The organism is Streptomyces sp. NPDC046939 (assembly GCF_040644575.1).
GTDB lineage: Bacteria > Actinomycetota > Actinomycetes > Streptomycetales > Streptomycetaceae > Streptomyces.
Genome location: NZ_JBEYWV010000031.1, coordinates 59,247 through 84,176, shown reverse-complemented (window position 1 = coordinate 84,176; position 24,930 = coordinate 59,247). Strand labels below are relative to the sequence as shown.

Below are 24,930 nucleotides of genomic sequence, written 5' to 3'. Positions count from 1 at the left end.
TCGGCGGCGCCGGCGTCCTGTCGGAAAGCTGGAGGCACCGACGGGGCCTGGCCATCGTTACCGACATCCGGATGAACGGGCCCGCGCCGTCGCAAGTAACGCCGCAGCCGGGCGAACCACCCGCCTTCGGGACCACGGACCAGCGCTGTGGCGCTGCTCATCCGTCGTCCCGGGTGCGCGGCCTGTTGACGCGGCGGTTGCCGGACGGCCGGCGCGGTGCCCGGGCCCCGGGCCATGCGGAGCGGCTTCCCGCGCGTGGGCGGCGTTCACCGCGTCGCCGTAGAGCGGCTTCCAGACCACGGGCCGCCCGCGACATTCCCGGCTCCACGGCCGCCCCTGGGAGCGCCGCCGCCGCGTCCTTGTCGATGTCGTCCTCACCTGCCGCGGGCTGCGGGTCCTGCGCGTCCAGGGCAGGGTCGACGCTCTGCTCCCGGTTCACCCTCTGCCCGCGCAGCGACCGCCGTACGGGTTCCGGGTCGATGCCGTCGGCCATCGCCGCGTTGAGCAGCCGGGCGAAGATGTAGCGCGGGTCCACGGTAAGGGCCATCTCCAACGCCTGGTCCGCCTCCACGGTGTCGCCGAGGGACCAGGCGATCCAGCCCGCGAGGGACAGGGGCGCGGCGGCGTGCTCTCCGTAGGGGCCGACGCAGCGGCGCGCCAGGGCCCTCCACAGCCGGAGCGCGGAGTGTGCTTCCGCGCCTTCCATCCATTCGGCCGCGCGGTCCCTGGTCTCCCGGTCCTGGAGTCCGAGGATCAAGGTGGCGGCCTCGTCGTGGGCCAGCAGTTCGTCGTCCCTGAGATCGGCCTCCAGGTCCGCCTCCTCAGGAGGCGCCTCCGAGAGGCGGCGCATGACGCGGCGGGCGAGGTCGAGGGTCTCCGTCTCCACCTCCTCGCGGGAGACACCGGCGAAGATCCTCGGCACGAGCTCCATCGCGGCGGCGTCCAGCGCCTGTGTCTGTTCGGCGACGAGCGCTGTCCGGAGCGGGGCGAGGCGTGCCCGCACTTCCTCCACCGATCCACGTACGTGGATGCCGGCGTACGCCGCCGTCGCCGCCATCACGGACGTGCCGCCCGTGTTGATCGGGGTGCCCTCGGGCGGGCAGCACCCGGGGCGTGGGCAGCAGTAGGACCAGTACCGGCCGTTCGCGAGGCACAGCGCTTCCGTGACGGGCACGTCCAAGCCGCCGCACGCGGTGCGCAGGAGCTGGGCGAAGGGGCGCAGCCGCTCCATGACGCCCTGTGCGGTGTCCGTCCCCGTGGCCGCCGCGTCCTGGCAGAGGAAGGCGACGACGCTGTCCGGCCTGCCGTCCCGGCGCTCGCACTCGCCGATCAGGCAGTGCGCCATCTGTTCGGCGACCGATGGCCAGTCCTCGGGGCGCTCGGGGATTCCGAGGCGCACCCGGCCGCCGAACCGTCCCTTGTGGAGGGCGACGAGGACGACGCTGTCGTCGGGGCGGAACCCGAGCAAGTACGGGAGCGCCTCGGCCAGTTCGCCGGCCGTGCGCAGGATGACCCTCGCTCCGCCGGTCACACCGGCGGCCTGTTGGTGATTCGTCATGGGACGACCATGCCGCGGATCGCTCCGACGCGTTCTGAGCTGTGGATAACCTCGATCAGGGACACGACAGGAGTTGTCCACAGGCCGACGCCGTCATTCGCGCGATGTCAGTCCCATCGGGTTGCATGGGGGCATGAGCAACGAAGATCTGCGGACGGCGGCCGATGCCGTACTCGCGCGCCTGGTCTCCGACCCGAGTGGGACGGCCCGCCTGCGCGAGGACCAGTGGCGTGCGATCGAGGCCCTGGTCGCGGAGCACAGACGCGCCCTCGTCGTGCAGCGCACCGGCTGGGGCAAGTCCGCGGTGTACTTCGTCGCGACGGCGCTGCTGCGCGAGCGCGGCAGTGGTCCGACCGTGATCGTCTCCCCGCTGCTCGCGCTGATGCGCAACCAGGTGGAGGCGGCGGCGCGGGCGGGCATCCGCGCCCGCACGATCAACTCGTCGAACGTGGAGGAGTGGGACGCCGTGCGGGCCGAGGTCGCGGCCGGCGATGTCGATGTGCTGCTGGTCAGTCCCGAGCGGTTGAACAACCCGGACTTCCGGGACAATGTGCTGCCGCAGCTCGCGGCGGCCACGGGCCTTCTGGTCGTGGACGAGGCGCACTGCATCTCGGACTGGGGGCACGACTTCCGGCCCGACTACCGGCGCCTGCGCACCATGCTGGCCGAGCTGCCCGAGGGCGTCCCGGTCCTGGCCACGACGGCGACGGCCAACGCGCGCGTGACGGCGGACGTGGCCGACCAGCTCGGCACCGGTGGCGGTTCGGACGCTCTCGTGCTGCGCGGTCCGCTCGACCGCGAGAGCCTGAGCCTGGGGGTGCTGCGGTTGCCGGACGCCGCGCACCGGCTGGCCTGGCTAGCCGGGCACCTCGACGAACTGCCGGGCTCGGGGATCATCTACACGCTCACGGTCGCCGCCGCCGAGGAGGTCACCTCGTACCTGCGTCAGTGCGGGCACACCGTGGCCTCGTACACGGGCAAGACGGAGAACGCGGAGAGGCAGCAGGCCGAGGAGGACCTCCTGGCCAACCGCGTGAAGGCGCTGGTCGCCACCTCCGCGCTCGGCATGGGCTTCGACAAGCCGGACCTCGGGTTCGTCGTGCACCTCGGCTCCCCCTCCTCCCCGATCGCCTACTACCAGCAGGTGGGACGTGCGGGGCGCGGTGTCGAGCACGCGGAAGTGCTGTTGCTGCCGGGCAAGGAGGACGAGGCGATCTGGCGCTACTTCGCTTCGCTCGCGTTCCCGCCGGAGGAGCAGGTGCGGCGCACTTTGGATGTGCTCGCGCAGTCCGACAGGCCGCTCTCGCTCCCGGCCCTCGAACCGCTGGTGGAGCTGCGGCGCTCCCGTCTGGAGATCATGCTCAAGGTCCTGGACGTGGACGGCGCTGTGCACCGCGTGAAGGGCGGCTGGATCGCCACCGGCGAACCGTGGACCTACGACACCGAGCGCTATGCCTGGGTCGCGAAGCAGCGGGAGGCCGAGCAGCAGGCCATGCGCGACTACGTCACGACGACGGACTGTCGTATGGAGTTCTTGCGGCGCCAGTTGGACGACGAGGCGGCGGCGCCCTGTGGGCGCTGTGACAACTGCGCGGGTGCCCGCTTCGATCCCTCCGTCTCGCCGGACGCGCTGGACGCGGCCCGGGGGGAGCTCGGACGTCCGGGCGTCGAGGTGGAGCCCCGCAAGATGTGGCCCACCGGGCTCGCGGCCGTCGGCATCGATCTCAAGGGGCGCATTCCGGCGGGCGAGCAGGCGAGCGCGGGGCGGGCGCTCGGCCGTCTCTCGGACATCGGCTGGGGCAACAGGCTGCGCCCGCTGCTCGCTCCCCAGTCCCCCGACGGGCCGGTGCCCGACGATGTCGCGCGGGCCGTCGTGGAGGTCCTTGCTGACTGGGCGAAGGGGCCGGGCGGATGGGCGAGCGCGGACGCGGACGCGCAGCCGCGCCCCGTGGGCGTGGTCACTGTGGCGTCCCATACGCGGCCTCGGCTCATCGAGTCACTGGGAGCGGGCATCGCGCAGGTGGGCCGCATGCCGGTCCTGGGGCGCATCGAGTACGCCCCGGGCAGCGACACCGGCCCCATCCCGCGCAGCAACAGCGCGCAGCGTCTCCGTGCCCTGGACGGCACCCTGACGGTGCCTCCCGAGCTGGCCGAGGCGGTCACGCGCGCGGGTGGCCCGGTGCTCCTCGTCGACGACTACACCGAGACGGGCTGGACGCTGGCGATGGCCGCCCGGCTGCTCCGACGGGCCGGCGCCACGGGGGTGTTGCCGCTGGTCCTCGCGGTGCAGGGCTGACCCATGCGTCGGAGCCCCTGGCGATGGGAAAGAACATTGAAGACGCATCGTCAGATACCGGCACCGGGCCGCAATTGCTCGTTGCCGTGCGCCTGCGCGACGGGAAGAATTGGCAGTGCTCCCCGCGTGGCCCCCGTGGCCCGGCAGGGCTGTGCCGCGGTGCGCTCCCCCAGTCCGACCTTGCCCGTCTGCGGGCGTGTAGCCGAAGGGAGAACCGTGACCTTCGGATTCGCTCCGTCCTCGGGCGCATCGATGTCCGCGTCCTTGATGCGCGCCGCTGCCGCCGACCGCCCCACCAGGCTGCTCGAACCCGCGGAGTGGGCGGCCGCGGGGATTCCGCTGCTGCGCAACCCGCGTGATGTCGTCAGCGGCCTGCACGCGCGGCATCGGCCGATGCCCCGGACCGCCGTGGTGGCCGTTCTCGATCCGGAGGAGCGGCTGAGCGCCAGCGCCTCGTTCGCCCGCCGTGAGAGCGCGACGGACGGCTGGGCGTTCCGCAACGCCCTGCTCGCCCAGTTGCGCCGGATCATCCCGCACGACCTGCGCCGTCGCACCCCGGTGCGTACGGCGGTCCTGTTGTACTGCCGTGACGGCGACACCCGGTGGACGCAGGAGGACGGCGCCTGGATGTGGGGGCTGCGGGACGCCTGCACCCTGCACGGTCTGCGCTGTGGCGCGTACATCACGATGACGCGCGACGGCTGGCAGGTGCTCGGCGAGGGCCGTGGCGGCCGTCGCCCGAGCGTGGGCTCCATGACGGACCTGCTCGGCGGCGACGGGGAGCCGGCGCCGCGGACCGGTGGTGCCGCGACGGAGACGCTCCGCCGCGCGGCGGCTCGCTGATGCCCGCCCGCGCGGACACGCGCCGGCCTGCCGGACTCCCCGGACACCGCCGGGCGGTACGGGCAGTCGGCAAGCGGCGCGTCAGACCCCGGCGCCCAGCAGCGTATTGACGCGCTGCGGGTCGCCACACACGATCAGCAGGGCGCCGGCCTTGCCGAGGGCGAGCGGCAGCGCCTTGGTGGTCGCTTCGTCGGTGCCGCCGTTGACGGCGACGACGACCACCGGGCGCGAAGCGGCACGGCCGAGGGCGGAGGCATCGGCGTAGAAGACGTCGTCACGCGCGTCGTGCTGCGCCCAGTAGGCGTCCTCGCCGAACGACAGCTCGTGCGCGGCCCACGGGTGCGGGTCGCCGGTGGTGATCACCAGCACGTCGCCGGGCGCGCGGCCCGTGTCGAGCAGGAGGTCGACGGCTTCCTCCGCGGCGTCCAGCGCACCGTCGGCCGAGGCCGGGATGAGCTGGATCTGCGGCTGGGCGGCCGAGGTCGACGGGGTGGCGGGGGCCTTCGGCCCCGGCTTCACGGCGGACGCCGATTCGCGCGCGGTGCGCTGCACGGGCGGCGTGGGCCTTGCGGGACCCGGGCGGCCGGGTCGCGGCGGCGCCGCGGGACGCGGGCCGGGTACAGGGCGAGGGGTCGGCGCGGTGCGGGGACCCTGGGCACTCTCGTGAATCTGAGGCTCCTCGGGAATGAGAGGCATGAGCTGATATCTATCAAACGCGGGTGCGGTTCGCGCCAGCGGGTGGCACATCGGTGCGAAAGGAATGGTCAGAAGTCGAAGCCGAGCTGGCCCTCGATTTCCGGAACGCTTTCCTCCGCCCAACTGCGGGCTTTCTTGAGGTGCCGCCACTGAGGCAGCGCATCAAGATACGCCCACGTGAGCCGGTGGTGCGGGGTGGGCCCCCACTCCTCCAACGCGGCACGGTGCACCGGCGACGGGTAACCGGCGTTGGCCGCAAACCCGAAGTGTGCATGGTCGGTGCCCAGTTCGGCCATCATTTTGTCGCGGCGGACCTTGGCGATCACCGAAGCCGCGGCGACGGCGATGCAGGAACGGTCGCCCTTGATCACCGTACGGACCTGCCAGGGCGCACCGAGGTAGTCGTGCTTCCCGTCGAGTATCACCGCTTCCGGTCGCACCGGCAGCGCCTCCAGGGCGCGGGTGGCGGCGAGACGCAGAGCCGCGGTCATGCCCATGGCGTCGATCTCCTCGTGCGAGGCGTGACCGAGGGCGTGCGCGGTGACCCAGCTCTCCAGCACCTCCGCGAGTTCCTCGCGGCGCTTGGGACTGATCAGCTTGGAGTCGGTGAGCCCCTCCGGTGGCCGCCGCAGTCCCGTGATCGCGGCGCAGACCGTGACCGGGCCCGCCCAGGCGCCACGGCCGACCTCGTCGACACCGGCGACAATCTTGGCTCCGGTGCGGGCGCGCAGCGAGCGCTCGACGGTGTGGGTGGGTGGTTCGTACGGCATGGCGGCATACAGCGTACGCCGCCCGTGTCACGTCACGACACCCCGGTCGGCCTCAGTCCCCGTGGCGCCGGAGCAGGGGGACCATGACCTGGTCGATCATCTCGACCAGATCACCCTCTTCCCATTCGCTGCCGCACACCTTGGAGCGGTACATCATCAGCGCCGGGATGACATCGCACACCGCGTCGCTCACGGCGTCGGGGCGCACCTCACCTCGCTCGATCCCGCGGTTCAGCACTTCTTTGATCAGTTGGACGCTCGGCTCTACGACGCCCTCGACGATCACGCCATGGAACCGTTCGGCGGTAAGAGCGTCACATTCGTGAAGCACCGAGCGAAGCGCGAAACCCGGGCGCGAGTACATGGCCGCCCGCATCTGGCGGCACAGCTCCAGCAGGTCCTCGCGCACGCTCCCGCGATCCGGGGCGTCGTCCATCGTGGGCAGCCCCGACTGCAGGGCGTCCACGACGAGGTCCGTCTTGGAGGGCCAGCGCCGGTACACCGCCGCCTTGCCCGTCTGCGCGCCCGCGGCCACGCCCTCCATGGTGAGGCCGTTCCAGCCGACCGTACTGAGCTGATCGAGCGCGGCGTCCAGGATGGCCCGTTCGAGCACGGGTCCACGCCTGCGCATGGAGGCGGCCGTCTGAGCGGAATCGGCCGTCCAGCGCGAAGTAACCATCGTCATCTCTCCGTTGAGCAGGGCGAGCGGCACGAGACGCACGGCAGCAATTTCAGTGAACGGTTGCGTTCACTGTAGGGGAGTCACTACCGTTGACGCGACAGTGAACGGGCTCGTTCACTAAATCGCTCGTGGGGGATCCATAGTGTCAACCTCTCAGTTAACGCACGATCAGAAGCCGGGAGGGGCCCGCCGGGAGGGGCACCCCGGCATCGCGCTCGCCGTCATCGCCGCCTGCCAACTCATGGTGGTCCTCGACGCAACGATTGTGAACATCGCGCTCCCGCACATCCAGAACGCCCTCAGCTTTTCTACGACCGACCTCACCTGGGTCGTCAGCGCCTACACGCTGACCTTCGGCGGCATGCTGCTCCTCGGTGGCCGCGCCGGTGACATCCTCGGCCGCCGCCGGGTCTTCATGGCCGGCATCCTGCTGTTCACCTTCGCCTCCCTCCTGGGCGGGCTCGCGCAGGAGCCGTGGCAGTTGCTGGCGGCGCGCGCCCTCCAGGGTGTCGGTGGCGCGATCGCGTCACCCACGTCACTGGCCCTCATCACGACCACGTTCCCCGAGGGCCCCGAGCGGAACCGCGCCTTCGGGGTCTTCGCGGCGGTCTCGGCGGGCGGCGGCGCCGTCGGCCTGCTGGCCGGCGGCATGCTCACGGAGTGGCTGGACTGGCGCTGGGTGCTGTTCGTGAACGTGCCCATCGGCATCCTGATCGCGGTCCTCACACCCAGGTTCATCAGTGAGTCCGAGCGCCACCCAGGGCGCTTCGACATAGCCGGCGCCCTCACCTCCACGCTCGGCATGGCCTCCCTCGTGTACGGGTTCATACGCGCCGCCGAGGAAGGCTGGCGGGACAACCTGACGCTCGCGTCGTTCGGCGCCTCGGTGGTGCTGCTGCTGTCGTTCGTGGCCATCGAGAGCCGGGCGAAGGAGCCGATCACACCCCTCAAGATGTTCGCCGACCGCAACCGGTCGGGGACGTACGTGATCATGCTGAGCCTCGCCGCGGCCATGTTCGGCATGTTCTTCTTCATCGTCCTGTTCGTGCAGAACGTACTGGGCTACTCACCGATCAAGGCCGGTCTCGCCTTCCTGCCGGTCACGGCGGCGATCGCCGTCGGCGCGGGTCTGTCGCAGCGGTTCCTGCCGGTACTCGGGCCGAAGCCGTTCCTAGCAGGCGGATCGGCGCTCGTGGTGGTCGGGCTCGTCTGGCAGACGTTCATCAGCCCGGACAGTTCCTATGTGAACGGGGTCCTCGGGCCGATGCTGATCTTCGGCTTCGGCATGGGCCTGAACTTCGTCACGGTGACGCTCACCGCGGTCTCCGGGGTCGCACCGCACGAGGCGGGGGCCGCCTCCGGCCTGCTCAACACGACGCAGCAGGTGGGTGGCTCGCTGGGTCTCTCCATCCTGACCACCGTCTTCGGTACGGCCAGCCGTGACGAGGCGAAGGACCAGGTGGCCGATTTCATGGCCCACGCCTCGCCGGAGCAGAAGGCCGAGTTCGCCAAGACGCACGAGCTGCCCGCGCCCTGGAGCCACGAGGTCCTCGCGCACGGCATCTCGACGGCCTTCATACCGGCAGCGGCCATGGCCGTCCTCGCCCTGGTCGTCGCCTTGCTGGTGATCAGGGTCCGCAAGAGCGACCTGGCGGCGCTCTCCGGCACCGCGAACGCGGCGGGGCCCGCCGCGGGCTGAGGCCCGTACGGAGTGGTGGGTGCCGACCGGACCGTGAGGCCCGGCCGGCACCCACGACGCCTCCGTCCGCGTCGGGGTCAGAGCGTGGCGGCCGGGGCCCAGTCCGGCAGCGCCTCGGTCCGCTCCAGCCACTCGGCGGGCGGCTGGACACCCCGGCCGGACGCGACGATGCCGCCCACGATCGCGCACGTGGTGTCCATGTCGCCGCCCACCTGGGCGGTGCTCCAGAATGCCTGCTCGAAGTCCTGGAGTCCGCGCGCGGCCGACCACAGGGCGAACGGCACCGTGTCGTGCGCCGTGGTACGCCGACCGCATCCGAGCACCGCGGCCACGGTCGCCGGGTCGTCGTAGTCGAGCATGCCCTTGGCGCGGCGCAGGCCCGCCTCGACCGCGCTGCGCGGCACGAGCGCGAGCACGCCGTCGAGCAGCGCCTGCGGGCTCGGCGGTCCGGCCGGGTCGGCCACGAGCGCCGCGGCGGCGGCCACCGCCATCGCGCCGACGACGGCCTCCCGGTGCTGGTGCGTGGGGTAGGCCGAGATCTCGGCCTGGTGCGTGGCCTGCTCCGGGTCGTCGGCGTAGTAGGCGCCGAGCGGGGCGATCCGCATCGCCGCCCCGTTGCCCCACGACCCCTGGCCGTTGAAGAGCGCGGAGGCCAGCGTCCGCCAGTCGGCGCCCTCCCTGACCTGCCGCAGCAGCCTGTTCACCGCGGGGCCGTACCCGCGGTCGAAGTCGTGGTGCTCGGCGAACGACCGGGCCAGGGCGTCCTGGTCGATCCGCCCGTGCGCGGCCAGGACAGCCACCACGGAGCACGCCATCTCGGTGTCGTCGGTCCACTGCCAGCGCCCGTCCGGCACCGCCCGGCGCTTGAGCAGCGGATAGTTCACCGGCCCGAAGAACTGCGATCCCAGCGCGTCGCCCACGGACAGCCCGCGCAGACTGGACAGGGCGCGGTCCAAGCGCCCGTCGGGAGAGGAGTCAATGGTCATCGGCGCGCCACCCTATCCCGTGGCCCCGTAGGACTGGGGGTCGCACCACTGATCGAAGGGCCGGTTCATCGCGTACTTTCCGTTCTCCCCGAGAACGAGCATCCGCATCTCCGCGTTCCCAGGATTCGACAGCGACTCGAATTCCGCGACCGTCCAGTGGAACCAGCGCATGCAGAACAGCCGCATCGTCAGGCCGTGCGTCACGAGCAGCACGTTCGGCGGGTGGTCCGGGTGCTCGAAGCTGCGGTACAGGCTCTCCAAGAACGCCCCCACGCGGTCGTACACGTCCGCCCCGGACTCGCCCTGGGCGAAGCGGTAGAAGAAGTGCCCGTACGCGTCGCGGTACGCCTTCTGGAGCCGTACGTCGTCACGGTCCTGCCAGTTGCCCCAGTCCTGCTCCCTGAGGCGGGGCTCCTCGCGCACCCGGACGAGGTCGGGGTCGAGCCGGAACGCCTGGAACGTCTCGTGGGTGCGCCGGTACGGCGAGACGTACACGCTCACCCGCTCGCGTCCGAACAGCTCCCGCAGCTCCTTACCGGTCTCCTCTGCCTGCTGCCAGCCGGCCTCGGTGAGCGCCAGGGCATGGTCGGGCTCACGCTCGTACACGGTGTCGTCGGCATTGCCTTCGGATTCGCCGTGTCGGACAAGAACGATGCGCCGCGGTCGTGCCATGCCCAAACACTAGATCGGCTCGGCCGATTTCGAGCACTCGTACGGGCTCCATCCGGCGGATGTGACGCGTCTCTAAGTGCGTCTCCTCCGAGCGGCACGCGCGCGTGGTCGCGTCTTCACACCGTCCAGGTCGGTTCGAGCCGCACGATGTCGCCGTCGACGGCCTCGATGTCCAGCTCCGTCTCGGCGCGCACGGCCAATCGCTCCACCCGCTGGACCTGGTACTTCCCGTGCTCGGCCGCCGACAGCCACATGGACAGGACCAGATACTCGTCGCCTGGTGCCTTGCCGAAGAGACCACGGACCATACCCGGCGAGCCGGCCATCGCCGGGTTCCAGATCCTCTGCTGCATCAGCGTGAAGTGCTCGGCCCGCTCGGCGCGCACCTTGCAATGCGCGACACGGACGACATCGGAGTCCGTGAAGCGCGGTTCGAAGCCCGTCTTCACGTCGAAGAGGTGGTCGAACAGCTTCGCCTGCATGTCACGGTAGGTGCCCGTCTGGCTCGCGGCGAGCCGGTCATGGGCGCGGGCCATGAAGGAGTCGTAGAAGGCACGGCTCTCCCAGAAACCGAAGACATGCGCCACATCGGGCTCTCTCCGGCTCCAGCCACCGCCCTGTCCCCGGAACCCCGGCTCCCCGAGGAGCCCCGCCCATTTCCGCTGCCCCCGCTCGAACCCCCGACGGTCCACCACAGCGCAGCGAATCCACTTGACCAGCACCGCGCCATCGTACGGCGCGGTGCGTGACGCGGGGTCACTCTCCGGTGTAGTGCGTGCGCACCAATGCGGCGAGGTCGTCATCGCCCAGTTCGACGCCGAACTCCTGGTCGAGCACCGTACGCAACTCTGTTGCCGTCACGGCCCGTTCGACGCGTCGGCCGTCCGCGTAGGCGATGACGAACTCCTCGCCCGCCAGCATGCGGCGGGCGTCCGCGGTGCCGTACTGCACCACGGGGCGTCTGACGAAGGTGGACCGCGGATGGCTGGACGTGTAGTGGTTCAGCACCATGTAGTCGACAGGGTGACGCTCCTCCAGGGTGAAGGCGTACACGTCGTGCCAGTCATCGGGCCGCCTGCCGCGCAGCACCCAGATGTCCTCGCTCTCCCGGACGATGCCGAACTCCCAGGGACCTTGCGTCACTTGCACGCCGTCACGGAGAGGTATGGGCTCCCGCAGCCCTGCCGCACCGAACCCGACGTCGCAGAGCCATGCGTCCTCGTCGACCTGCACGCGCGTGAGCATGTGGGTCACCGGGCGCAGGGACGTGGTGTTCAGGCGGACGCGGGCGCCAAGGCCGCGGACGGAGAAGCCGATGTGCTCCAGGACAGCGGCGAACAGCAGGTTGTGTTCATAGCAGTAGCCGCCGCGCCGCCTGTGCACCAGCTTGTCCTGCACCGCGGACAGGTCGAGCGGCACCGGCCTGCCCAGCATCAGTTCCAGGTTCTCGAACGGGATCGCCGCCACGTGGGCACGGTGCAGGGCCCGCAGCGTCTCCACGTCCTGCTTCAGATCCCCGTCGAAGCCGATCCGCGCCACGTATGCGTCGATGTCGAGTTCTTCCGCGTTCCAGGTCATGCCTCAATGATCGGTGCGACAGCCCCTCGTACCGACCCGATTTACCCCTCACCGGCCACGCTCTGTCAGTGGGAGGACGTAGCGTGTTCGTAGCAAGCAACATCGCGTCACAGAGGGGGAGTTCGTGAGCAGTCTCCGCAAGGGGATCGAGCGGGTCGAGGTCGGCCTGAAGTGGGACCCCAGCCCGTTGGGCTCGCCCCCGCACGACCTGGACCTCGTCGCCGGGACGTACACGAGGGAGGATCCGCACGGCAGCCCCGCCTACCTCGTCCACTTCGACAGCCGCTCCCCCGACGGGACCATCCACCTCGACCGGGACAGCAGGACGGGTCAGGGCTTCGGTTTCGACGAGATCATGATGCTGGAGCTGGAGCGGCTCTCGCCCGCTTACACGCGCGTGCTGGTGGGCGTCGTCCTCCAGCAGAACGAGCAGTCAGAGCGGCACCTGGTCTTCGCTGACGTGGCCAACACCGGCGTGCGCGTCCGCGAGGGCCACACCGACCTGTCGCAGCACGACCTCTCGGCGGTGGCCGACAGCTCGGCGGCCACGCTCGGCGAGTTCACACGGGGCGCTGACGGCGAGTGGTCGTTCCGCGAGGCGATACGCGGCTTCGACGGTGACCTCACCACGTTCGCCGCCGCGATGGGCGCCCTGGAGCTGTAGCGCATACGCCGGAGGGGCGGCGGGACCGCGATGGTCCCGCCGCCCCTCCGGGTCAGGCACTCAGCTGCAGCCGCTGGTGGAGCCGCAGCCCTCGCAGATGTAGCAGGAGCCGGCCCGCTGCATCTTCGTACCGCAGGAGAAGCAGAGCGGGGCGTCCGCCTGGATGCCGAGCTGCATCTCGACGAGCTCGGCGCTGGTGTGCGCCTGCTGCGGGACAGGCTGCACGGCGGCGGCCTCGGCCTTCGGCGTCTCGACGGCCTTCAGGGACTCGGTCTGCGCCGTCTGGACGGGCGCCGACTGCGCGAGGCCCTCGACGTCGACCTCGTCCTCGGACGGCTCGTAGGAGCCGGTCTCCAGGTGACGCTGGCGCTCCTCGGCGGAGTGGATGCCGAGCGCGGAGCGGGTCTCGAAGGGCAGGAAGTCGAGCGCCAGGCGGCGGAAGATGTAGTCGACGATCGACTGCGCCATCCGCACGTCCGGGTCGTCCGTCATGCCGGCCGGCTCGAAGCGCATGTTCGTGAACTTCGAGACGTACGTCTCCAGCGGCACGCCGTACTGCAGACCCACCGAGACGGCGATGGAGAAGGCGTCCATCATGCCCGCGAGGGTCGAGCCCTGCTTGGACATCTTCAGGAAGACCTCACCGAGACCGTCGTCCGGGTAGGAATTGGCGGTCATGTAGCCCTCGGCGCCGCCGACCGTGAAGGAGGTGGTGATGCCGGGACGGCCCTTGGGGAGGCGCTTGCGGACCGGACGGTACTCGACGACCTTCTCGACCGCCTTGCGGATCTCCGCCTCGGTCTTCTCCGTGACCTCGGCCTTCTCCTTCTCCTTGGTCTTCGCGGAGAGCGGCTGGCCGACCTTGCAGTTGTCGCGGTAGATGGCGAGCGCCTTGACGCCCATCTTCCAGGCCTCGAAGTAGACCTCCTCGACGTCCTCGACCGTCGCCGACTCCGGCAGGTTGACGGTCTTGGAGAGGGCGCCGGAGATCCACGGCTGAATCGCGGCCATCATGCGGACGTGGCCCATCGCGGAGATGGAGCGCTCGCCCATGGCGCAGTCGAAGACCTCGTAGTGCGCGGTCTTCAGACCCGGGGCGTCGATCACATTGCCGTGCTCGGCGATGTGGGCGACGATCGCCTCGATCTGCTCCTCCTGGTAGCCCAGGCGGCGCAGGGCCTGCGGGACGGTGCCGTTGACGATCTGCATCGAGCCGCCGCCGACCAGCTTCTTGAACTTGACCAGGGCGAGGTCGGGCTCGAGACCGGTGGTGTCGCAGGACATCGCGAGACCGATGGTGCCGGTCGGGGCGATGACGGACGCCTGCGAGTTACGGAAACCGTTCTTCTCGCCGAGGCGGATCACGTCCTGCCAGGCCTCCGTGGCGGCGGCCCAGATCGGGGTGTCCAGGTCGTCCATGCGGACGGCCGCGGTGTTGGCGTCGGCGTGCTGCTTCATGACGCGCTGGTGCGGCGTGGCGTTCTTGGCGTAGCCGTCGTACGGGCCGACGACCGCGGCGAGCTCGGCCGAGCGCTTGTACGACGTACCCGTCATCAGCGAGGTGATCGCGCCGGCGAGGGCACGGCCACCGTCGGAGTCGTAGGCGTGGCCGGTCGCCATGAGCAGGGCGCCCAGGTTCGCGTAGCCGATGCCGAGCTGGCGGAAGGCGCGGGTGTTCTCGCCGATCTTCTGCGTCGGGAAGTCCGCGAAGCAGATCGAGATGTCCATCGCGGTGATGACCAGCTCGACGACCTTGGAGAAGCGCTCGACGTCGAAGGACTGGTTGCCCAGGCCGTCGTCCTTGAGGAACTTCATCAGGTTCAGCGAGGCGAGGTTGCAGGACGTGTTGTCCAGGTGCATGTACTCGCTGCACGGGTTCGAGCCGTTGATGCGGCCGGACTCCGGGCACGTGTGCCACTGGTTGATGGTGTCGTCGTACTGGATGCCGGGGTCGGCGCAGGCCCAGGCGGCCTCGGCCATCTTGCGGAAGAGCGACTTGGCGTCGACCTCCTCGATGACCTCACCGGTCATGCGGGACGTCAGGCCGAACTTGCCGCCCTGCTCGACCGCCTTCATGAAGGCGTCGTTCACGCGGACCGAATTGTTGGCGTTCTGGTACTGGACGGACGTGATGTCGTCGCCGCCCAGGTCCATGTCGAAGCCCGCGTCGCGCAGGGCGCGGATCTTCTCCTCTTCCTTCACCTTGGTCTCGATGAAGTCCTCGATGTCGGGGTGGTCGACGTCGAGGATGACCATCTTGGCCGCGCGGCGCGTGGCGCCACCCGACTTGATCGTTCCCGCGGAGGCATCGGCACCGCGCATGAAGGAGACAGGGCCCGAGGCGTTGCCGCCGGAGGAGAGCAGCTCCTTGGAGGAGCGGATGCGGGAGAGGTTCAGGCCGGCACCGGAGCCGCCCTTGAAGATCATGCCCTCTTCCTTGTACCAGTCGAGGATCGACTCCATGGAGTCGTCGACGGACAGGATGAAGCAGGCGGAGACCTGCTGGGGCTGCGGCGTGCCCACGTTGAACCACACCGGCGAGTTGAAGCTGAAGATCTGGTGCAGGAGGGCGTACGCCAGCTCGTGCTCGAAGATCTCGGCGTCGGCGGGGGAAGAGAAGTACTTGTAGTCCTCGCCGGCCTTCCGATACGTCTTCACGATGCGGTCGATGAGCTGCTTGAGGCTCACCTCGCGCTGCGGGGTGCCGACGGCGCCCCGGAAGTACTTGCTGGTGACGATGTTGACCGCGTTCACCGACCAGAACTCGGGGAACTCGACGCCACGCTGCTCGAAGTTGATCGAGCCGTCGCGCCAATTGGTCATGACGACGTCTCGGCTGGCCCATTCCACCTCGTCGTACGGGTGCACGCCGGGGGTGGTGTGGATGCGCTCGATACGCAGACCCTTGCTCGCCTTGGCACCCTTCGTACGGGAACCTCGTGCCGGGCCGCTCGCCGTCTCTGTCATGCCGCCTCCCATATACCGGGCTAAAACGCCCTGAAGTGCCGCGAAATTTCCGTGGCACGGTGTGTGTCTTGTATCGCGAACGCCGCTCATGCCGCCCGCGACAGGTCTGTGGATGCCGCCGCTGACCCGGAACCGGTCAGTCGGCGGCTTGGGCGGGCACGGGGACCTCAAGGGCCCCTCCGCTCCCGCCGTCACTCTCCGCGCGCTCTCCGCCCGCGCGGCCCGACGCCGCCGCGTCGAGCACCTGTTCCCTCAGTTCCGCGATCGCGGACTCGAAGTCCTCCAGCGAATCGAACGCCCGGTAGACGGACGCGAAGCGCAGGTAAGCGACGAGATCAAGCTCTTGGAGTGGACCCAGTATGGCCAGGCCCACGTCGTGGGTCGTCAGCTCGGCGCTCCCGGTGGCCCGTACCGCTTCCTCGACCCGCTGGCCGAGCAGAGCCAGCGCGTCCTCGGTCACCGGACGGCCCTGGCACGCCTTGCGCACACCGTTGATGACCTTGGTGCGGCTGAAGGGTTCGGTGACCCCGCTCCGCTTGACGACCATCAGCGAACACGTCTCCACCGTCGTGAAACGACGGGAGCAGTCCGGGCACTGACGGCGACGGCGGATCGAGGTGCCGTCATCGGTGGTGCGGCTGTCGACGACACGACTGTCGGGATGCCTGCAGAAGGGACAGTGCATGTACTCCCAACCCTCCTTCATGGCACGCCTCAATAGCCCCAAGAGGCTTTTCCCGCCCCTCGAAGCAGCCCCAAGCATAGGTGATGACCTGGTCAGCGAAACCACCGGGACCACAACCCCTGGGCTGCTGATGCCATCCAACCACTAGATGTGGTGTTCGGCTGCCTTTGGGGCACTAGAGCGTGTCGCGGAAAACGGAGTCGCACGCACACTCCCCGGAAACACCACAGGCCACGGGCCCCATCGCACCGCTGCCGACTCCGAAACGGACCCGAAACCACGCGACGCACGCGAGGAGGGGGCGGTGCCCGGACGGCGAGGCGGTCAATGGCAGACTGAGGCAGCCCTCGGAGCGGGTCTCGGCCACGGCGGTGAAGCGTACCGGATTGAACCGAAATGCCGTGCTCCCGGCCGACGGTCATACACCCAGGCACATGATCACGACAAGCAAACTACGGTTTTTCACTCGAACGTGTGTTTGGCGCAACCTTTCGAAAGGAACTACCGTTGGCTAGCTAGGGAGACATTCTCGAGAGGGGCCGACCGACGTGACCACCACCGCAGACAGTGCCATGATCACCGCCCAGGGCCGCGCCCAGGGACGACTCGAGCCGGTGCATGCAGTGAATGACGCAGCCATGACCCAGGAGGGGGCCAAGCCCGGCCGCTCCTTGCCCGGCCGACCTCCAGGCATCCGCGCCGACAGCTCGGGGCTGACCGACCGCCAGCGTCGCGTGATCGAGGTCATCCGGGACTCGGTGCAGCGTCGCGGGTACCCGCCGTCGATGCGGGAGATCGGCCAGGCCGTCGGCCTGTCCAGCACGTCGTCGGTGGCCCACCAGCTCATGGCTCTCGAACGCAAGGGCTTCCTGCGCCGCGACCCGCACCGCCCGCGCGCCTACGAGGTGCGGGGCTCGGACCAGCCGAGCGCGCAGCCCACGGACACGACGGGCAAGCCGGCGGCCTCGTACGTGCCGCTCGTCGGCCGGATCGCCGCGGGTGGCCCGATCCTCGCCGAGGAGTCGGTCGAGGATGTCTTCCCCCTCCCCCGGCAGCTCGTCGGCGACGGTGAGTTGTTCGTGCTCAAGGTCGTCGGCGACTCGATGATCGAGGCCGCGATCTGCGACGGCGACTGGGTCACGGTCCGCCGCCAGCCCGTCGCGGAGAACGGCGACATCGTGGCGGCCATGCTCGACGGCGAGGCCACCGTCAAGCGCTTCAAGCGCGAGGACGGCCATGTGTGGCTCCTCCCTCACAACGCGGCGTACCAGCCGATCCCCGGCGACGAGGCGACCATCCTCGGCAAGGTGGTGGCGGTCCTCCGCCGCGTGTGACTCTCCCTGACCGGGCCCCGGAACCAACTGCGCCGGTTCCGGGGCCCAGGGCTGGGCGCTGCGCTGCGCTGGCTGTGCCCGGGGTGTTCTGGGCGGGGTTTTGTTGAGCGCCGGGGTTTGTTGGGGCTGGATTCTGCTGGGGCGGGTTGTGCTGCCGGGCCGGGTTGCTGAGGGCAGCTGCGCTGGAGGCTGTGCTGATCGCCGGGGCCTGCGCAGAGGGGGCCTGGGTACGTCGATCGCCCCTTCGATGCGCGGAGGTTTTACGTCCAAGGGGGCTTCATCAGCGGACCCCGTTCAGGGCCAAGCCCCGAATCACCCGTCGGCGCGCTACCGACTGGCCCGGCTGCTGTGCCGCCACCCCAGCCCTGCTTGCTCGCCGAGCTCCCCGTGCGAAGGCGCGACTCTGCGCTACTTCCCCTCCGCCTTCGCCGCCGCGTCGATCGCCGCAAGCGAGCGCCGCGCCTGGTTGCGGTCCGTCGTGTACCAGAAGTTCGGCATAGACGCCCGCAGATAGCTGCCGTAGCGGGCCGTCGCCAGGCGCGGGTCGAGCACGGCGACGACGCCACGGTCCCCCGTCGCACGCACGAGACGGCCCGCTCCCTGCGCCATCAGCAGCGCGGCATGTGTCGCCGCCACCGCCATGAAGCCGTTGCCGCCCGCCTCCTCGACCGCCTTCTGGCGGGCACTCATCAGCGGATCGTCGGGCCGGGGGAACGGGATCTTGTCCATGACGACCAACTGGCAACCCGTCCCCGGTACGTCCACGCCCTGCCAGAGCGACAAGGTGCCGAACAGACAGGTCTTCGGATCCGCCGCGAAGTTCTTGATCAGCTCGCCGAGGGTGTCCTCGCCCTGGAGCAGGATCGGATACTCGGGCACGCGCGTCCGCAGCTCCTCGGCCGCCGCCTGGGCCGCGCGCATGGAGGAGAAGAGCCCGAGCGTCCTTCCGCCGGCTGCCTGGAGCAGTTCCGTCAGCTCGTCCATCATGTCGGTCCGCGTGCCCTCGCGCGCGGGGCGGGCCAGGTGCTTGGCGACGTAAAGGATGCCCTGCTTCGGGTAGTCGAACGGTGAGCCCACATCGACGCCCTGCCATACCGGCATGTCGTCTCCCTGGGTGCCTTCGGGCGCCAGGCCGAGCGAGGCCCCTACGCCGTTGAAGTCACCGCCGAGCTTCAGCGTCGCCGACGTCAGGGTCACCGAGCGGTCGGTGAAGAGCTTCTCGCGCAGCAGACCCGATACGGACATGGGTGCCACGCGCAGGGACGCGCCGCTTTGACGGAAGGAGGAGCCCGCGCGGGGCTCGTTCCGCTCGTACCAGACGACGTCCCACTCCGACTGGTTCGTGATCCGCTCCGCGACATCGTGGATCGACTCCACGGAGGCGAGCGCCTGCTTGCGCACGGCGTCCTCGTCCTGGACGGACTTGTCCCGTGTGGCGCCGATGGCGGTGATGACCGTACGCGCGGCGTCACGCAGCGCCATCAAGGCATAGCCGAGATCCTCGGGGATCTCCTCCAGGCGGCCCGGCAGGGCGAGCTCCATGAGCCGTTCGAAGCCCTCGGCGGCGGTCTGGAGCTGGTCGGCGGCCTTCTCGTTCACCAGCTTCGCCGCCCGGCGCACGGCGCGGTTGACCTGGCCGGGCGTGAGCTCGCCGGTCGCCACGCCCGTCACCCGGGACACCAGCTCGTGGGCCTCGTCGACGATCAGGACCTCGTGCTCCGGCAGGACCGGGGCGCCCTCGATGGCGTCGATCGCGAGCAGCGCGTGGTTGGTGACGATGACGTCGGAGAGCTTGGCGCGCTCGCGGGACATCTCCGCGAAGCATTCCTGCCCGTATGCGCATTTCGAGGCGCCCAGACACTCCCGGGACGACACGGAGACCTGGGACCAGGCCCGGTCCGAGACGCCTGGCGTGAGATCGTCCCGGTCACCGGTCTCGGTCTCGTCCGCCCAGTCCCGCATGCGCAGCAGGTCCTGCCCGAGCTTGCTGGTCGGCGCGGCCGCCTCGAACTGGTCGAAGAGCCCTTCTTCCTCGTCCTGCGGCATGCCCTCGTGGAGGCGGTGCAGGCACAAATAGTTCGACCGGCCCTTGAGCATGGCGAAGGTGGGTCGGCGACGCAGCAGCGGATGCAGCGCCTCCACCGTGCGCGGCAGGTCCCGCTCTACGAGCTGGCGCTGGAGGGCCAGCGTGGCCGTGGCGACCACGACGCGCTCTCCATGGGCCAGCGCCGGCACCAGGTAGCCGAGGGACTTACCGGTGCCGGTGCCCGCCTGGACCAGCAGATGGGAACCGTCGTCGATCGCCTTGGCGACCGTCTCGGCCATGGTCACCTGGCCAGGGCGCTCCGTGCCGCCGACGGCGGCGACGGCGGCGTGCAGGAGCTCGGGGAGTGAGGGCTTCGTCATAGCTCGACCACCCTAAACGGCCCCACTGACAATCCGGCGATCACGGTTGGTGGAGGGGGTTGGCGACGGTGCCGTGGACGGCGGCGTGGGGGCGGTGGGCCCGGTCGCGGTAACCGTCGAGGTGCAGACGGTTGCGGTTGAGGCACAGCCGCTCGATACGGGGCGTGAGCAGGTCGAACATCTCGTACCGCTCCTTGAGCTCCGGAAAGCGGGCGTGGTGGCGCAGGATCTCGGCGCGCACGAGGGACCAGAATTCCGCTTCCGACACGTCGAGTTGTTCCTCGCACAGGGGCGCCAGGTAGCGGAAGACTCCGACGAACAGCCCGGAATGGATGAACTGCGTCAGGAAGGCGGGACTCTCCGTGAGCAGGACGGCCCGGACGTCGTCCGGCATGGAGTCGTGTTCCGGGAGCGGGTGCGCGCTGACGTTGACGTCGTCCACGAAGTCCTTGACCGCCAGACGGACCGGTACGTCGTGCTCGTCGAAGACGATGATGGCGTTCTCCCCGTGCGGTGAGAACACGGTGCCGTAGCGGTACAGGAATCGCAGCAGGGGTGGGAGGACGGCGGCGAAGAGGTGGCGCAGCCAGGTCCTCGCGTCGAGTCCGGAGCGCGCAATAAGTTCTGTCGTGAACGCGCGCCCGTGGGGGTCGACAAGTAACAAGGAAGCCAATGTGCGGGCCCGCTCACCGGGCGCGAGGTAGCGGGTCACCGGCTCGCGCCAGATGGCGCCGAGCAGTTCCTTGTACTGGTAAGGGACTTCGTCGAGCCCTCCATACAGGGGGTGCTGCACCGCGACGGACGCCACCTCACCCAGCAGGATGACTCCGCACTCGTCCCTGAGAAAGGGATCGGCGTCGCGCAGCGCGTGCATCCAAGTGGTGACGGCGGGGGCGGCGACGGTGCGCTCTGTGGGCAACCCGCGCCACACAAGGGTGTTGAGAACGGAGAGCGGCAATTTGACCGTGTGCCGGTCAGGGCGGCTGATATTGAGGAACGTACGGATCGATTGCTGAGGCAGTCGGACGTCGCCGTCCGTAGGGAGCGGCACGATCAAGCCCGCGGCGATGGAGGAGGCGAACAGCGGAAGCACGGTGTCGTCCCACTGCCAGGGATGGACCGGCAAATAGAGGTACGTATCCGGGTCCAGGCCCCGTGCGCGCAATTCGTCCGCGAACAACTCACGCGTGGCCTGACCGAGTTCGCGGGAGTAGAGACGGTCAGCGGACTCCAGCCCGGCGGCGCCACGGTACGTGGCGAGGCTGGTGTGGACGGCGATCCAGGGGAGGCTCGTGGGGCGCCGTGCTTCTGGGGCCCAGCGAGAGATGTCGGTTGCCGAGAATCCGAGACGGCCCTTGTTGAGAACGATCCAGGGGTGACCGGTCTGATGCCCCTCCAGCTCGGCGTAGCCCAGGTCCGCGAGGTGAGGCGCGGTTGCGGCGGTGTGGTCGAGACGGGCGTCGGCGGCGAGGGTGATGGACAGCTCGCGGATGAGGTGGCCGAGGGTGGTGCCGTCGAGACCGATGAGGCTGCTGATGCGAAGGAGGAAGACAAGCGGGTCTGTGAACCGTTCGGGAGGGGTCGGTGTGACCGGCGCGGTCTCCGCTGCCGAGGGGGTCGATGGGGCTGATGGGCCTGCTGGGACTGCTGGGGTCGACGAGACCGATGGGGCAGAAGTGACTGGTGCGGCCGTCGCTACCGGTGCGGCCGGGGTTGTCAGTCGGGTTGAAGTGACCGGTGCAGCCAGCGCGGCGCCCGCGGCGATCGGTCCGTCGGCCACCCACTCGATGCTCTCGGGGTCCACCTGCCAACTGCCGTACGCACCCCGTCGGGCCCGGAACCGGACCGTGCCCCCGTCGGCTTCTCCGGTCGCCTCGGGCCCGCCGTGACCGTTCCACTCCGTCTCCTTCTCCTGTCCGTCACGGGCGGGAACGGTCAGCGTGTACGGGTGGTAGGGGGACGTCGCGGCCGTGTCATGGCCGACGGGCAGGGGCCGGAGGATCTCTTCGTACGCGAATTCGCCGATCAGCTTGGCCAGCAGACGTGCTCCCGCCCGTTCCCAGTTCTCCCGCGTGAGCTCGGGCGGGTCGTACAGCACGGGTGGCTCTGCCGGGTTCGGGACGACGGGCGAATTCGGCACGGGAACTCCTCGCGAGGGAACCGGATCGGGTCGAGCGGTGTACTAGGAGTGACCAGGTCAGAGGATGGTGCGCAGGGCCCGGTCACGGACCATGAGCGCGGCTCGTTTGTCGGGGAGGTCCACCTCGGCGGAGAAGCGGAAGCCGGCGCTCATGAATGCGGAGACGGAAGGGGTGTTGCGAAGGTCTGGTTCTGCGATGACGCGCCCGCAGGGCGGGCGATGGTCGAGTACGAGGTCGGCCACAGCTTTGAGCAGTGTGGTTCCGAGGCCCCGACCGCGATTGGCGACACCACCGATGAGGAGGTGGATTCCGGTGTCGTGCGGACGGGCGGGGTAATGACGGGCGAGCGGGTCGAGGTCGGCGCGGTAAATCTCCCAGTAACTCATGGGCGTGCCGTCGAGGACACCGAGACAGGGCACGCTGCGACCGTCGCCGTCGAGTTGCGGGCGCAGATGGTCCGCGGTGACGGTCTCGGAGCCGGCGAGTTCCCAGAAGGCGGCGACGGCGGGGTCGTTCATCCAGCGGCTGATGAGCTTGAGGTCACGCTCGATGCGGACCGGGACGAGCTGGAAGACACCTGAGGGAGTGGTGACCGGTCCCCACTCCCCCACGCGGTCGAGCAGATCGTGCTGGGTCGAACCGGAGAAGACGGGGATGCTCCAACGCCCGCTCACGGCGCTGTCTTGGCCTAGCCGACCATGCCACTCTTCCTGTTCGCCCGGTCCGCCCTGAGCGTCTGCACTGTGGAGTTCGTTCCGTCCGTCCCGTCTGCCCTGTGCGCCATGCCCGCTGTCCCCTGTGTGTCCGTCATGGCTGCCTTGGCTGTCCTGGGCGTCCTGCTCTGCGATGAGTGCCAGTACGTCGTCGGAGAGGCGCAGGTCCAGGGTGTCCTGACAGTCCGGGTCCGTCGACGGGTCGGTGGACTCGCCGAGCGGGGCGCTGGGCCGGGCGCCGGGCGCGGGAGCGATGTCTGCGTCGGCCCTGATGTTGGCCTCGGCATCAGCATCGGTGCTCGCATCGGCAGGGGGCACGGCAACGCTCCTCTCAGGGAGTGGTGCGGAGTACGGGACGAAGTGCGGGACAGGGTCTTCCGGCCGGGTTCTGGACCAGGACGTCAGACATGGAGGGGGTTGGTGAGGGTGATGTAGACGGATTGGGTGTCGACAGGGCCGACGAGTTCGTCGAGGCCATGCAACCGGGTCAGGAGGTTCGCTTTGCAGCGCAGCTTCGGTGAGTCCAGCAGTCGGCTCGGCAGTGGGCTGCGCAGTCGGTTGGCGCCGGTGGCCGCCTCGACGAGGAAGCGACGGAATGCGGCGAGCAGCAGGCGTTCGTCGGCGAGCCGTTGGGAGCCGAAGGCGCCGATGAGGCCGAAGACGTTGTTGATGGCCAGGTAGTAGGCGAATCGCTCGTCGGTGACGTCGTCTGAGACGAAAGTGTCGCTGAGCGTGCCGATGCCGGGGAGCCGCTGGTCGAGTTCGGTTCTGCGGGACTCGCGGAAGTAGTAGCCCTGGTTGTCGCGGTAGCGGCCGCCGACGGGCCATCCGTCGGCGTCGAGCAGGAGGAGGGTGTTCTGCTGGTGCGCTTCGAGGGCGACACCGGCTTCGCTGTCGAGCCAGAGCACGGGGCGCACCACGTGCTCCAGGTAGCGCAGGAACCACTCGGTCGCGACGGCGGTACGCGATCGTCCCGTCCGAGTTGTGAGGCGGGTGATGGTGTCGGCGAGCCGGGAGGTCATCGGGGTGCGGTCCGAGGAGCCCGCCGGGTCGTACGGGGGCCGGGGTGAGACGAAGCCCGCGATGCAGGAGACGTCGTCGCCGGGGCGGAAGGGGTTGTTGCGGATCATGACATCGATCCCGGGGACGGGGTCACCGTTCGGGTCGTCGACGGCGAGCCAGGCCGGGTCGCGGACGATGTCGAAGCCCGGGTGGGCGGCGTGCCACTGCTCGGCGAGGCCGTTGCGGAGCAGCCGGTGGACCTCGACACCCCGGTGCAGTTCCTTGCGAAGGTTCTCGCGGCGGGAGTTGGTGATCCGCAGGCTGAGGGAGAGCTTCAGCATCGCTTGGGTGCCGGGGCGGTACAGGGTGCGGACGGAAGAGGTGGGGAACCAGGGTTCGCCGTGCGGACCGAGTTCACGCAGGAGGCCGGCGTCGAGAAGGGCGGCGGTGGTCGGACGGTGCCGCAGTTCGCGGAGCTGCCAGGGGTGCAGGGGAAGGGCGGCGAAGCCGTCCGGCAACGGGAGGCCGGGTCCGGCGAGTTGGGAGGTGAGGCGGGGAGCGGGGACGGGGCGGCCGCGTTCGGTCCAGGCCGAGTCGTGGGCGAGGACATCGGGCGCGACGGCGATCCATTGAAGGGGGAAGGAGCCGCGCAACTCCGGTGAGTAGAGGCGCGCTTCGGCCTCGGACAGGCCCTCACGGCTCTTGGGCGTGGGGTGCAGCGGGTGGCCGAGGAGCAGGGCCTGTTCCCCGGCGAGGAAGCGGTCGGGGTTGTCCTCGCGACGTTGACGGCGGTCGGCGATGAACACGGCCGTGCGGCTTACGGAGTCGGCGACGCGAGCCACCAGGTCACCGCCTTCGCCCGAGGGGGCGGTGGGGAGGTCAACCGTGCTGGCGTCGGTGCCGGGTGCAGCGTCGGCCTCGGCATCGGGCGCGGTATCGGCCTCCTTGTGGGCCTCGGTGCCGTCCCTTGTCGCGATCGGCCCGCCCTCGGCCCTCTCCGTGGAACCGGATTCGCGGCTCAGGAGGGCGGCGAGTGTCACGGCGTCGACGCAGGGGGCGCCCTGGGGGCCGTCCTCCAGGTAGGGGAGGCCGAAGCGGTGCCAGCCGGTGAGTGACCAGTAAAGGATCGGAACGAGGAGAGCGGTGCCGCTCGCGGGCAGGGCGATGCGGAGGGCGCCGACGGGAGGAGGAGAGATGTTGTTCTCGCGTACCCAGCAACGGAGCAGGTTCTCCACGGC

The 24,930-nt window shown here is 69.7% G+C and carries 19 protein-coding genes; 5 read left to right on the top strand and 14 right to left on the bottom strand.

The window, feature by feature from the left end; genetic code table 11:
• Window positions 1-157: 157 nt before the first annotated feature.
• Window positions 158-1,558 carry a DUF4192 domain-containing protein gene (locus ABZ877_RS29655; protein WP_361077090.1) on the bottom strand — a complete coding sequence of 467 codons (1,401 nt, stop codon included), beginning with the start codon at window positions 1,556-1,558 and terminating at the stop codon, window positions 158-160.
• 133 nt (window positions 1,559-1,691) lie between these two features.
• On the opposite strand from ABZ877_RS29655, the gene ABZ877_RS29650 reads away from it, so the two are divergent.
• Together ABZ877_RS29650 and ABZ877_RS29645 are read left to right on the top strand one after the other, a co-directional pair.
• Window positions 1,692-3,854 (top strand): RecQ family ATP-dependent DNA helicase, encoded by a 2,163-nt coding sequence (locus ABZ877_RS29650; RefSeq protein WP_361077088.1) that lies wholly within the window; start codon window positions 1,692-1,694, stop codon window positions 3,852-3,854.
• Between the two features lie 216 nt (window positions 3,855-4,070).
• Window positions 4,071-4,697 (top strand): hypothetical protein, encoded by a 627-nt coding sequence (locus ABZ877_RS29645; protein WP_361077085.1) that lies wholly within the window; start codon window positions 4,071-4,073, stop codon window positions 4,695-4,697.
• 81 nt (window positions 4,698-4,778) lie between these two features.
• Here ABZ877_RS29645 and ABZ877_RS29640 read toward each other — a convergent pair whose 3' ends face one another.
• The 3 genes from ABZ877_RS29640 to ABZ877_RS29630 all read right to left on the bottom strand — a co-directional run bounded on the left by ABZ877_RS29640 (window position 4,779) and on the right by ABZ877_RS29630 (window position 6,842).
• A complete protein-coding gene (locus ABZ877_RS29640; protein WP_361077082.1) occupies window positions 4,779-5,393 on the bottom strand; it encodes a hypothetical protein in 615 nt (204 codons plus the stop codon).
• 68 nt (window positions 5,394-5,461) lie between these two features.
• Window positions 5,462-6,163, bottom strand: coding sequence for a ribonuclease HII (locus ABZ877_RS29635; protein ID WP_361077079.1), 702 nt, complete (start codon window positions 6,161-6,163; stop codon window positions 5,462-5,464).
• 52 nt (window positions 6,164-6,215) lie between these two features.
• A complete protein-coding gene (locus tag ABZ877_RS29630; RefSeq protein ID WP_361077190.1) occupies window positions 6,216-6,842 on the bottom strand; it encodes a TetR/AcrR family transcriptional regulator in 627 nt (208 codons plus the stop codon).
• Window positions 6,843-6,987: 145 nt separating this feature from the next.
• Between ABZ877_RS29630 and ABZ877_RS29625 the strand changes: the two genes are divergently transcribed.
• Window positions 6,988-8,544 (top strand): MFS transporter, encoded by a 1,557-nt coding sequence (locus ABZ877_RS29625; RefSeq protein ID WP_361077077.1) that lies wholly within the window; start codon window positions 6,988-6,990, stop codon window positions 8,542-8,544.
• Between the two features lie 77 nt (window positions 8,545-8,621).
• Here the strand turns inward: ABZ877_RS29625 and ABZ877_RS29620 are convergent, their stop codons facing one another.
• The 4 genes from ABZ877_RS29620 to ABZ877_RS29605 all read right to left on the bottom strand — a co-directional run bounded on the left by ABZ877_RS29620 (window position 8,622) and on the right by ABZ877_RS29605 (window position 11,780).
• Window positions 8,622-9,530 (bottom strand): ADP-ribosylglycohydrolase family protein, encoded by a 909-nt coding sequence (locus ABZ877_RS29620; protein WP_361077074.1) that lies wholly within the window; start codon window positions 9,528-9,530, stop codon window positions 8,622-8,624.
• Between the two features lie 12 nt (window positions 9,531-9,542).
• Window positions 9,543-10,202, bottom strand: a complete 660-nt coding sequence (locus tag ABZ877_RS29615; protein WP_361077071.1) for a histidine phosphatase family protein — start codon at window positions 10,200-10,202, stop codon at window positions 9,543-9,545.
• A gap of 116 nt (window positions 10,203-10,318) precedes the next feature.
• Complete coding sequence (locus ABZ877_RS29610) at window positions 10,319-10,924, bottom strand: YdbC family protein (protein WP_361077068.1); 606 nt, start codon at window positions 10,922-10,924, stop codon at window positions 10,319-10,321.
• Window positions 10,925-10,958: 34 nt separating this feature from the next.
• Complete coding sequence (locus ABZ877_RS29605) at window positions 10,959-11,780, bottom strand: arylamine N-acetyltransferase (RefSeq protein WP_361077065.1); 822 nt, start codon at window positions 11,778-11,780, stop codon at window positions 10,959-10,961.
• Window positions 11,781-11,904: 124 nt separating this feature from the next.
• Between ABZ877_RS29605 and ABZ877_RS29600 the strand changes: the two genes are divergently transcribed.
• On the top strand, window positions 11,905-12,444 hold the full coding sequence (locus ABZ877_RS29600) for a TerD family protein (RefSeq protein WP_361077062.1): 540 nt from the start codon (window positions 11,905-11,907) through the stop codon (window positions 12,442-12,444).
• A gap of 60 nt (window positions 12,445-12,504) precedes the next feature.
• On the opposite strand, the gene ABZ877_RS29595 is transcribed toward ABZ877_RS29600, so the two are convergent.
• Window positions 12,505-15,411 (bottom strand): vitamin B12-dependent ribonucleotide reductase, encoded by a 2,907-nt coding sequence (locus ABZ877_RS29595; RefSeq protein WP_361077059.1) that lies wholly within the window; start codon window positions 15,409-15,411, stop codon window positions 12,505-12,507.
• Window positions 15,412-15,547: 136 nt separating this feature from the next.
• Window positions 15,548-16,096 carry a transcriptional regulator NrdR gene (gene nrdR / locus ABZ877_RS29590; RefSeq protein WP_361077057.1) on the bottom strand — a complete coding sequence of 183 codons (549 nt, stop codon included), beginning with the start codon at window positions 16,094-16,096 and terminating at the stop codon, window positions 15,548-15,550.
• Window positions 16,097-16,644: 548 nt separating this feature from the next.
• Here nrdR and lexA point away from each other — a divergent pair.
• Window positions 16,645-17,430, top strand: coding sequence for a transcriptional repressor LexA (gene lexA, locus ABZ877_RS29585; protein ID WP_361077053.1), 786 nt, complete (start codon window positions 16,645-16,647; stop codon window positions 17,428-17,430).
• Window positions 17,431-17,838: 408 nt separating this feature from the next.
• Here the strand turns inward: lexA and ABZ877_RS29580 are convergent, their stop codons facing one another.
• The 4 genes from ABZ877_RS29580 to ABZ877_RS29565 all read right to left on the bottom strand — a co-directional run bounded on the left by ABZ877_RS29580 (window position 17,839) and on the right by ABZ877_RS29565 (window position 24,927).
• Window positions 17,839-19,836: an ATP-dependent DNA helicase gene (locus ABZ877_RS29580; protein WP_361077050.1), complete on the bottom strand. Its 1,998-nt coding sequence runs from the start codon at window positions 19,834-19,836 to the stop codon at window positions 17,839-17,841.
• 40 nt (window positions 19,837-19,876) lie between these two features.
• Window positions 19,877-21,976 (bottom strand): IucA/IucC family siderophore biosynthesis protein, encoded by a 2,100-nt coding sequence (locus ABZ877_RS29575; RefSeq protein WP_361077047.1) that lies wholly within the window; start codon window positions 21,974-21,976, stop codon window positions 19,877-19,879.
• Between the two features lie 57 nt (window positions 21,977-22,033).
• The gene (locus ABZ877_RS29570; RefSeq protein ID WP_361077044.1) at window positions 22,034-23,008 is read right to left on the bottom strand and encodes a GNAT family N-acetyltransferase; all 975 of its coding nucleotides are present in this window, start codon (window positions 23,006-23,008) and stop codon (window positions 22,034-22,036) included.
• An 83-nt stretch (window positions 23,009-23,091) separates the two neighbouring features.
• Window positions 23,092-24,927, bottom strand: a complete 1,836-nt coding sequence (locus ABZ877_RS29565; protein WP_361077042.1) for an IucA/IucC family protein — start codon at window positions 24,925-24,927, stop codon at window positions 23,092-23,094.
• Window positions 24,928-24,930 lie beyond the last annotated feature (3 nt).

Excerpts from the sequence above, each read along its gene's own strand:
- ABZ877_RS29655 (WP_361077090.1), bottom strand. The coding sequence starts at position 1,558 with ATGACGAATCACCAACAGGCCGCCGGTGTGACCGGCGGAGCGAGGGTC.
- ABZ877_RS29650 (WP_361077088.1), top strand. The coding sequence starts at position 1,692 with ATGAGCAACGAAGATCTGCGGACGGCGGCCGATGCCGTACTCGCGCGC.
- ABZ877_RS29640 (WP_361077082.1), bottom strand. The coding sequence starts at position 5,393 with ATGCCTCTCATTCCCGAGGAGCCTCAGATTCACGAGAGTGCCCAGGGT.
- ABZ877_RS29635 (WP_361077079.1), bottom strand. The coding sequence starts at position 6,163 with ATGCCGTACGAACCACCCACCCACACCGTCGAGCGCTCGCTGCGCGCC.
- ABZ877_RS29630 (WP_361077190.1), bottom strand. The coding sequence starts at position 6,842 with ATGGTTACTTCGCGCTGGACGGCCGATTCCGCTCAGACGGCCGCCTCC.
- ABZ877_RS29620 (WP_361077074.1), bottom strand. The coding sequence starts at position 9,530 with ATGACCATTGACTCCTCTCCCGACGGGCGCTTGGACCGCGCCCTGTCC.
- ABZ877_RS29615 (WP_361077071.1), bottom strand. The coding sequence starts at position 10,202 with ATGGCACGACCGCGGCGCATCGTTCTTGTCCGACACGGCGAATCCGAA.
- ABZ877_RS29605 (WP_361077065.1), bottom strand. The coding sequence starts at position 11,780 with ATGACCTGGAACGCGGAAGAACTCGACATCGACGCATACGTGGCGCGG.
- ABZ877_RS29595 (WP_361077059.1), bottom strand. The coding sequence starts at position 15,411 with ATGACAGAGACGGCGAGCGGCCCGGCACGAGGTTCCCGTACGAAGGGT.
- nrdR (WP_361077057.1), bottom strand. The coding sequence starts at position 16,096 with ATGCACTGTCCCTTCTGCAGGCATCCCGACAGTCGTGTCGTCGACAGC.
- ABZ877_RS29580 (WP_361077050.1), bottom strand. The coding sequence starts at position 19,836 with ATGACGAAGCCCTCACTCCCCGAGCTCCTGCACGCCGCCGTCGCCGCC.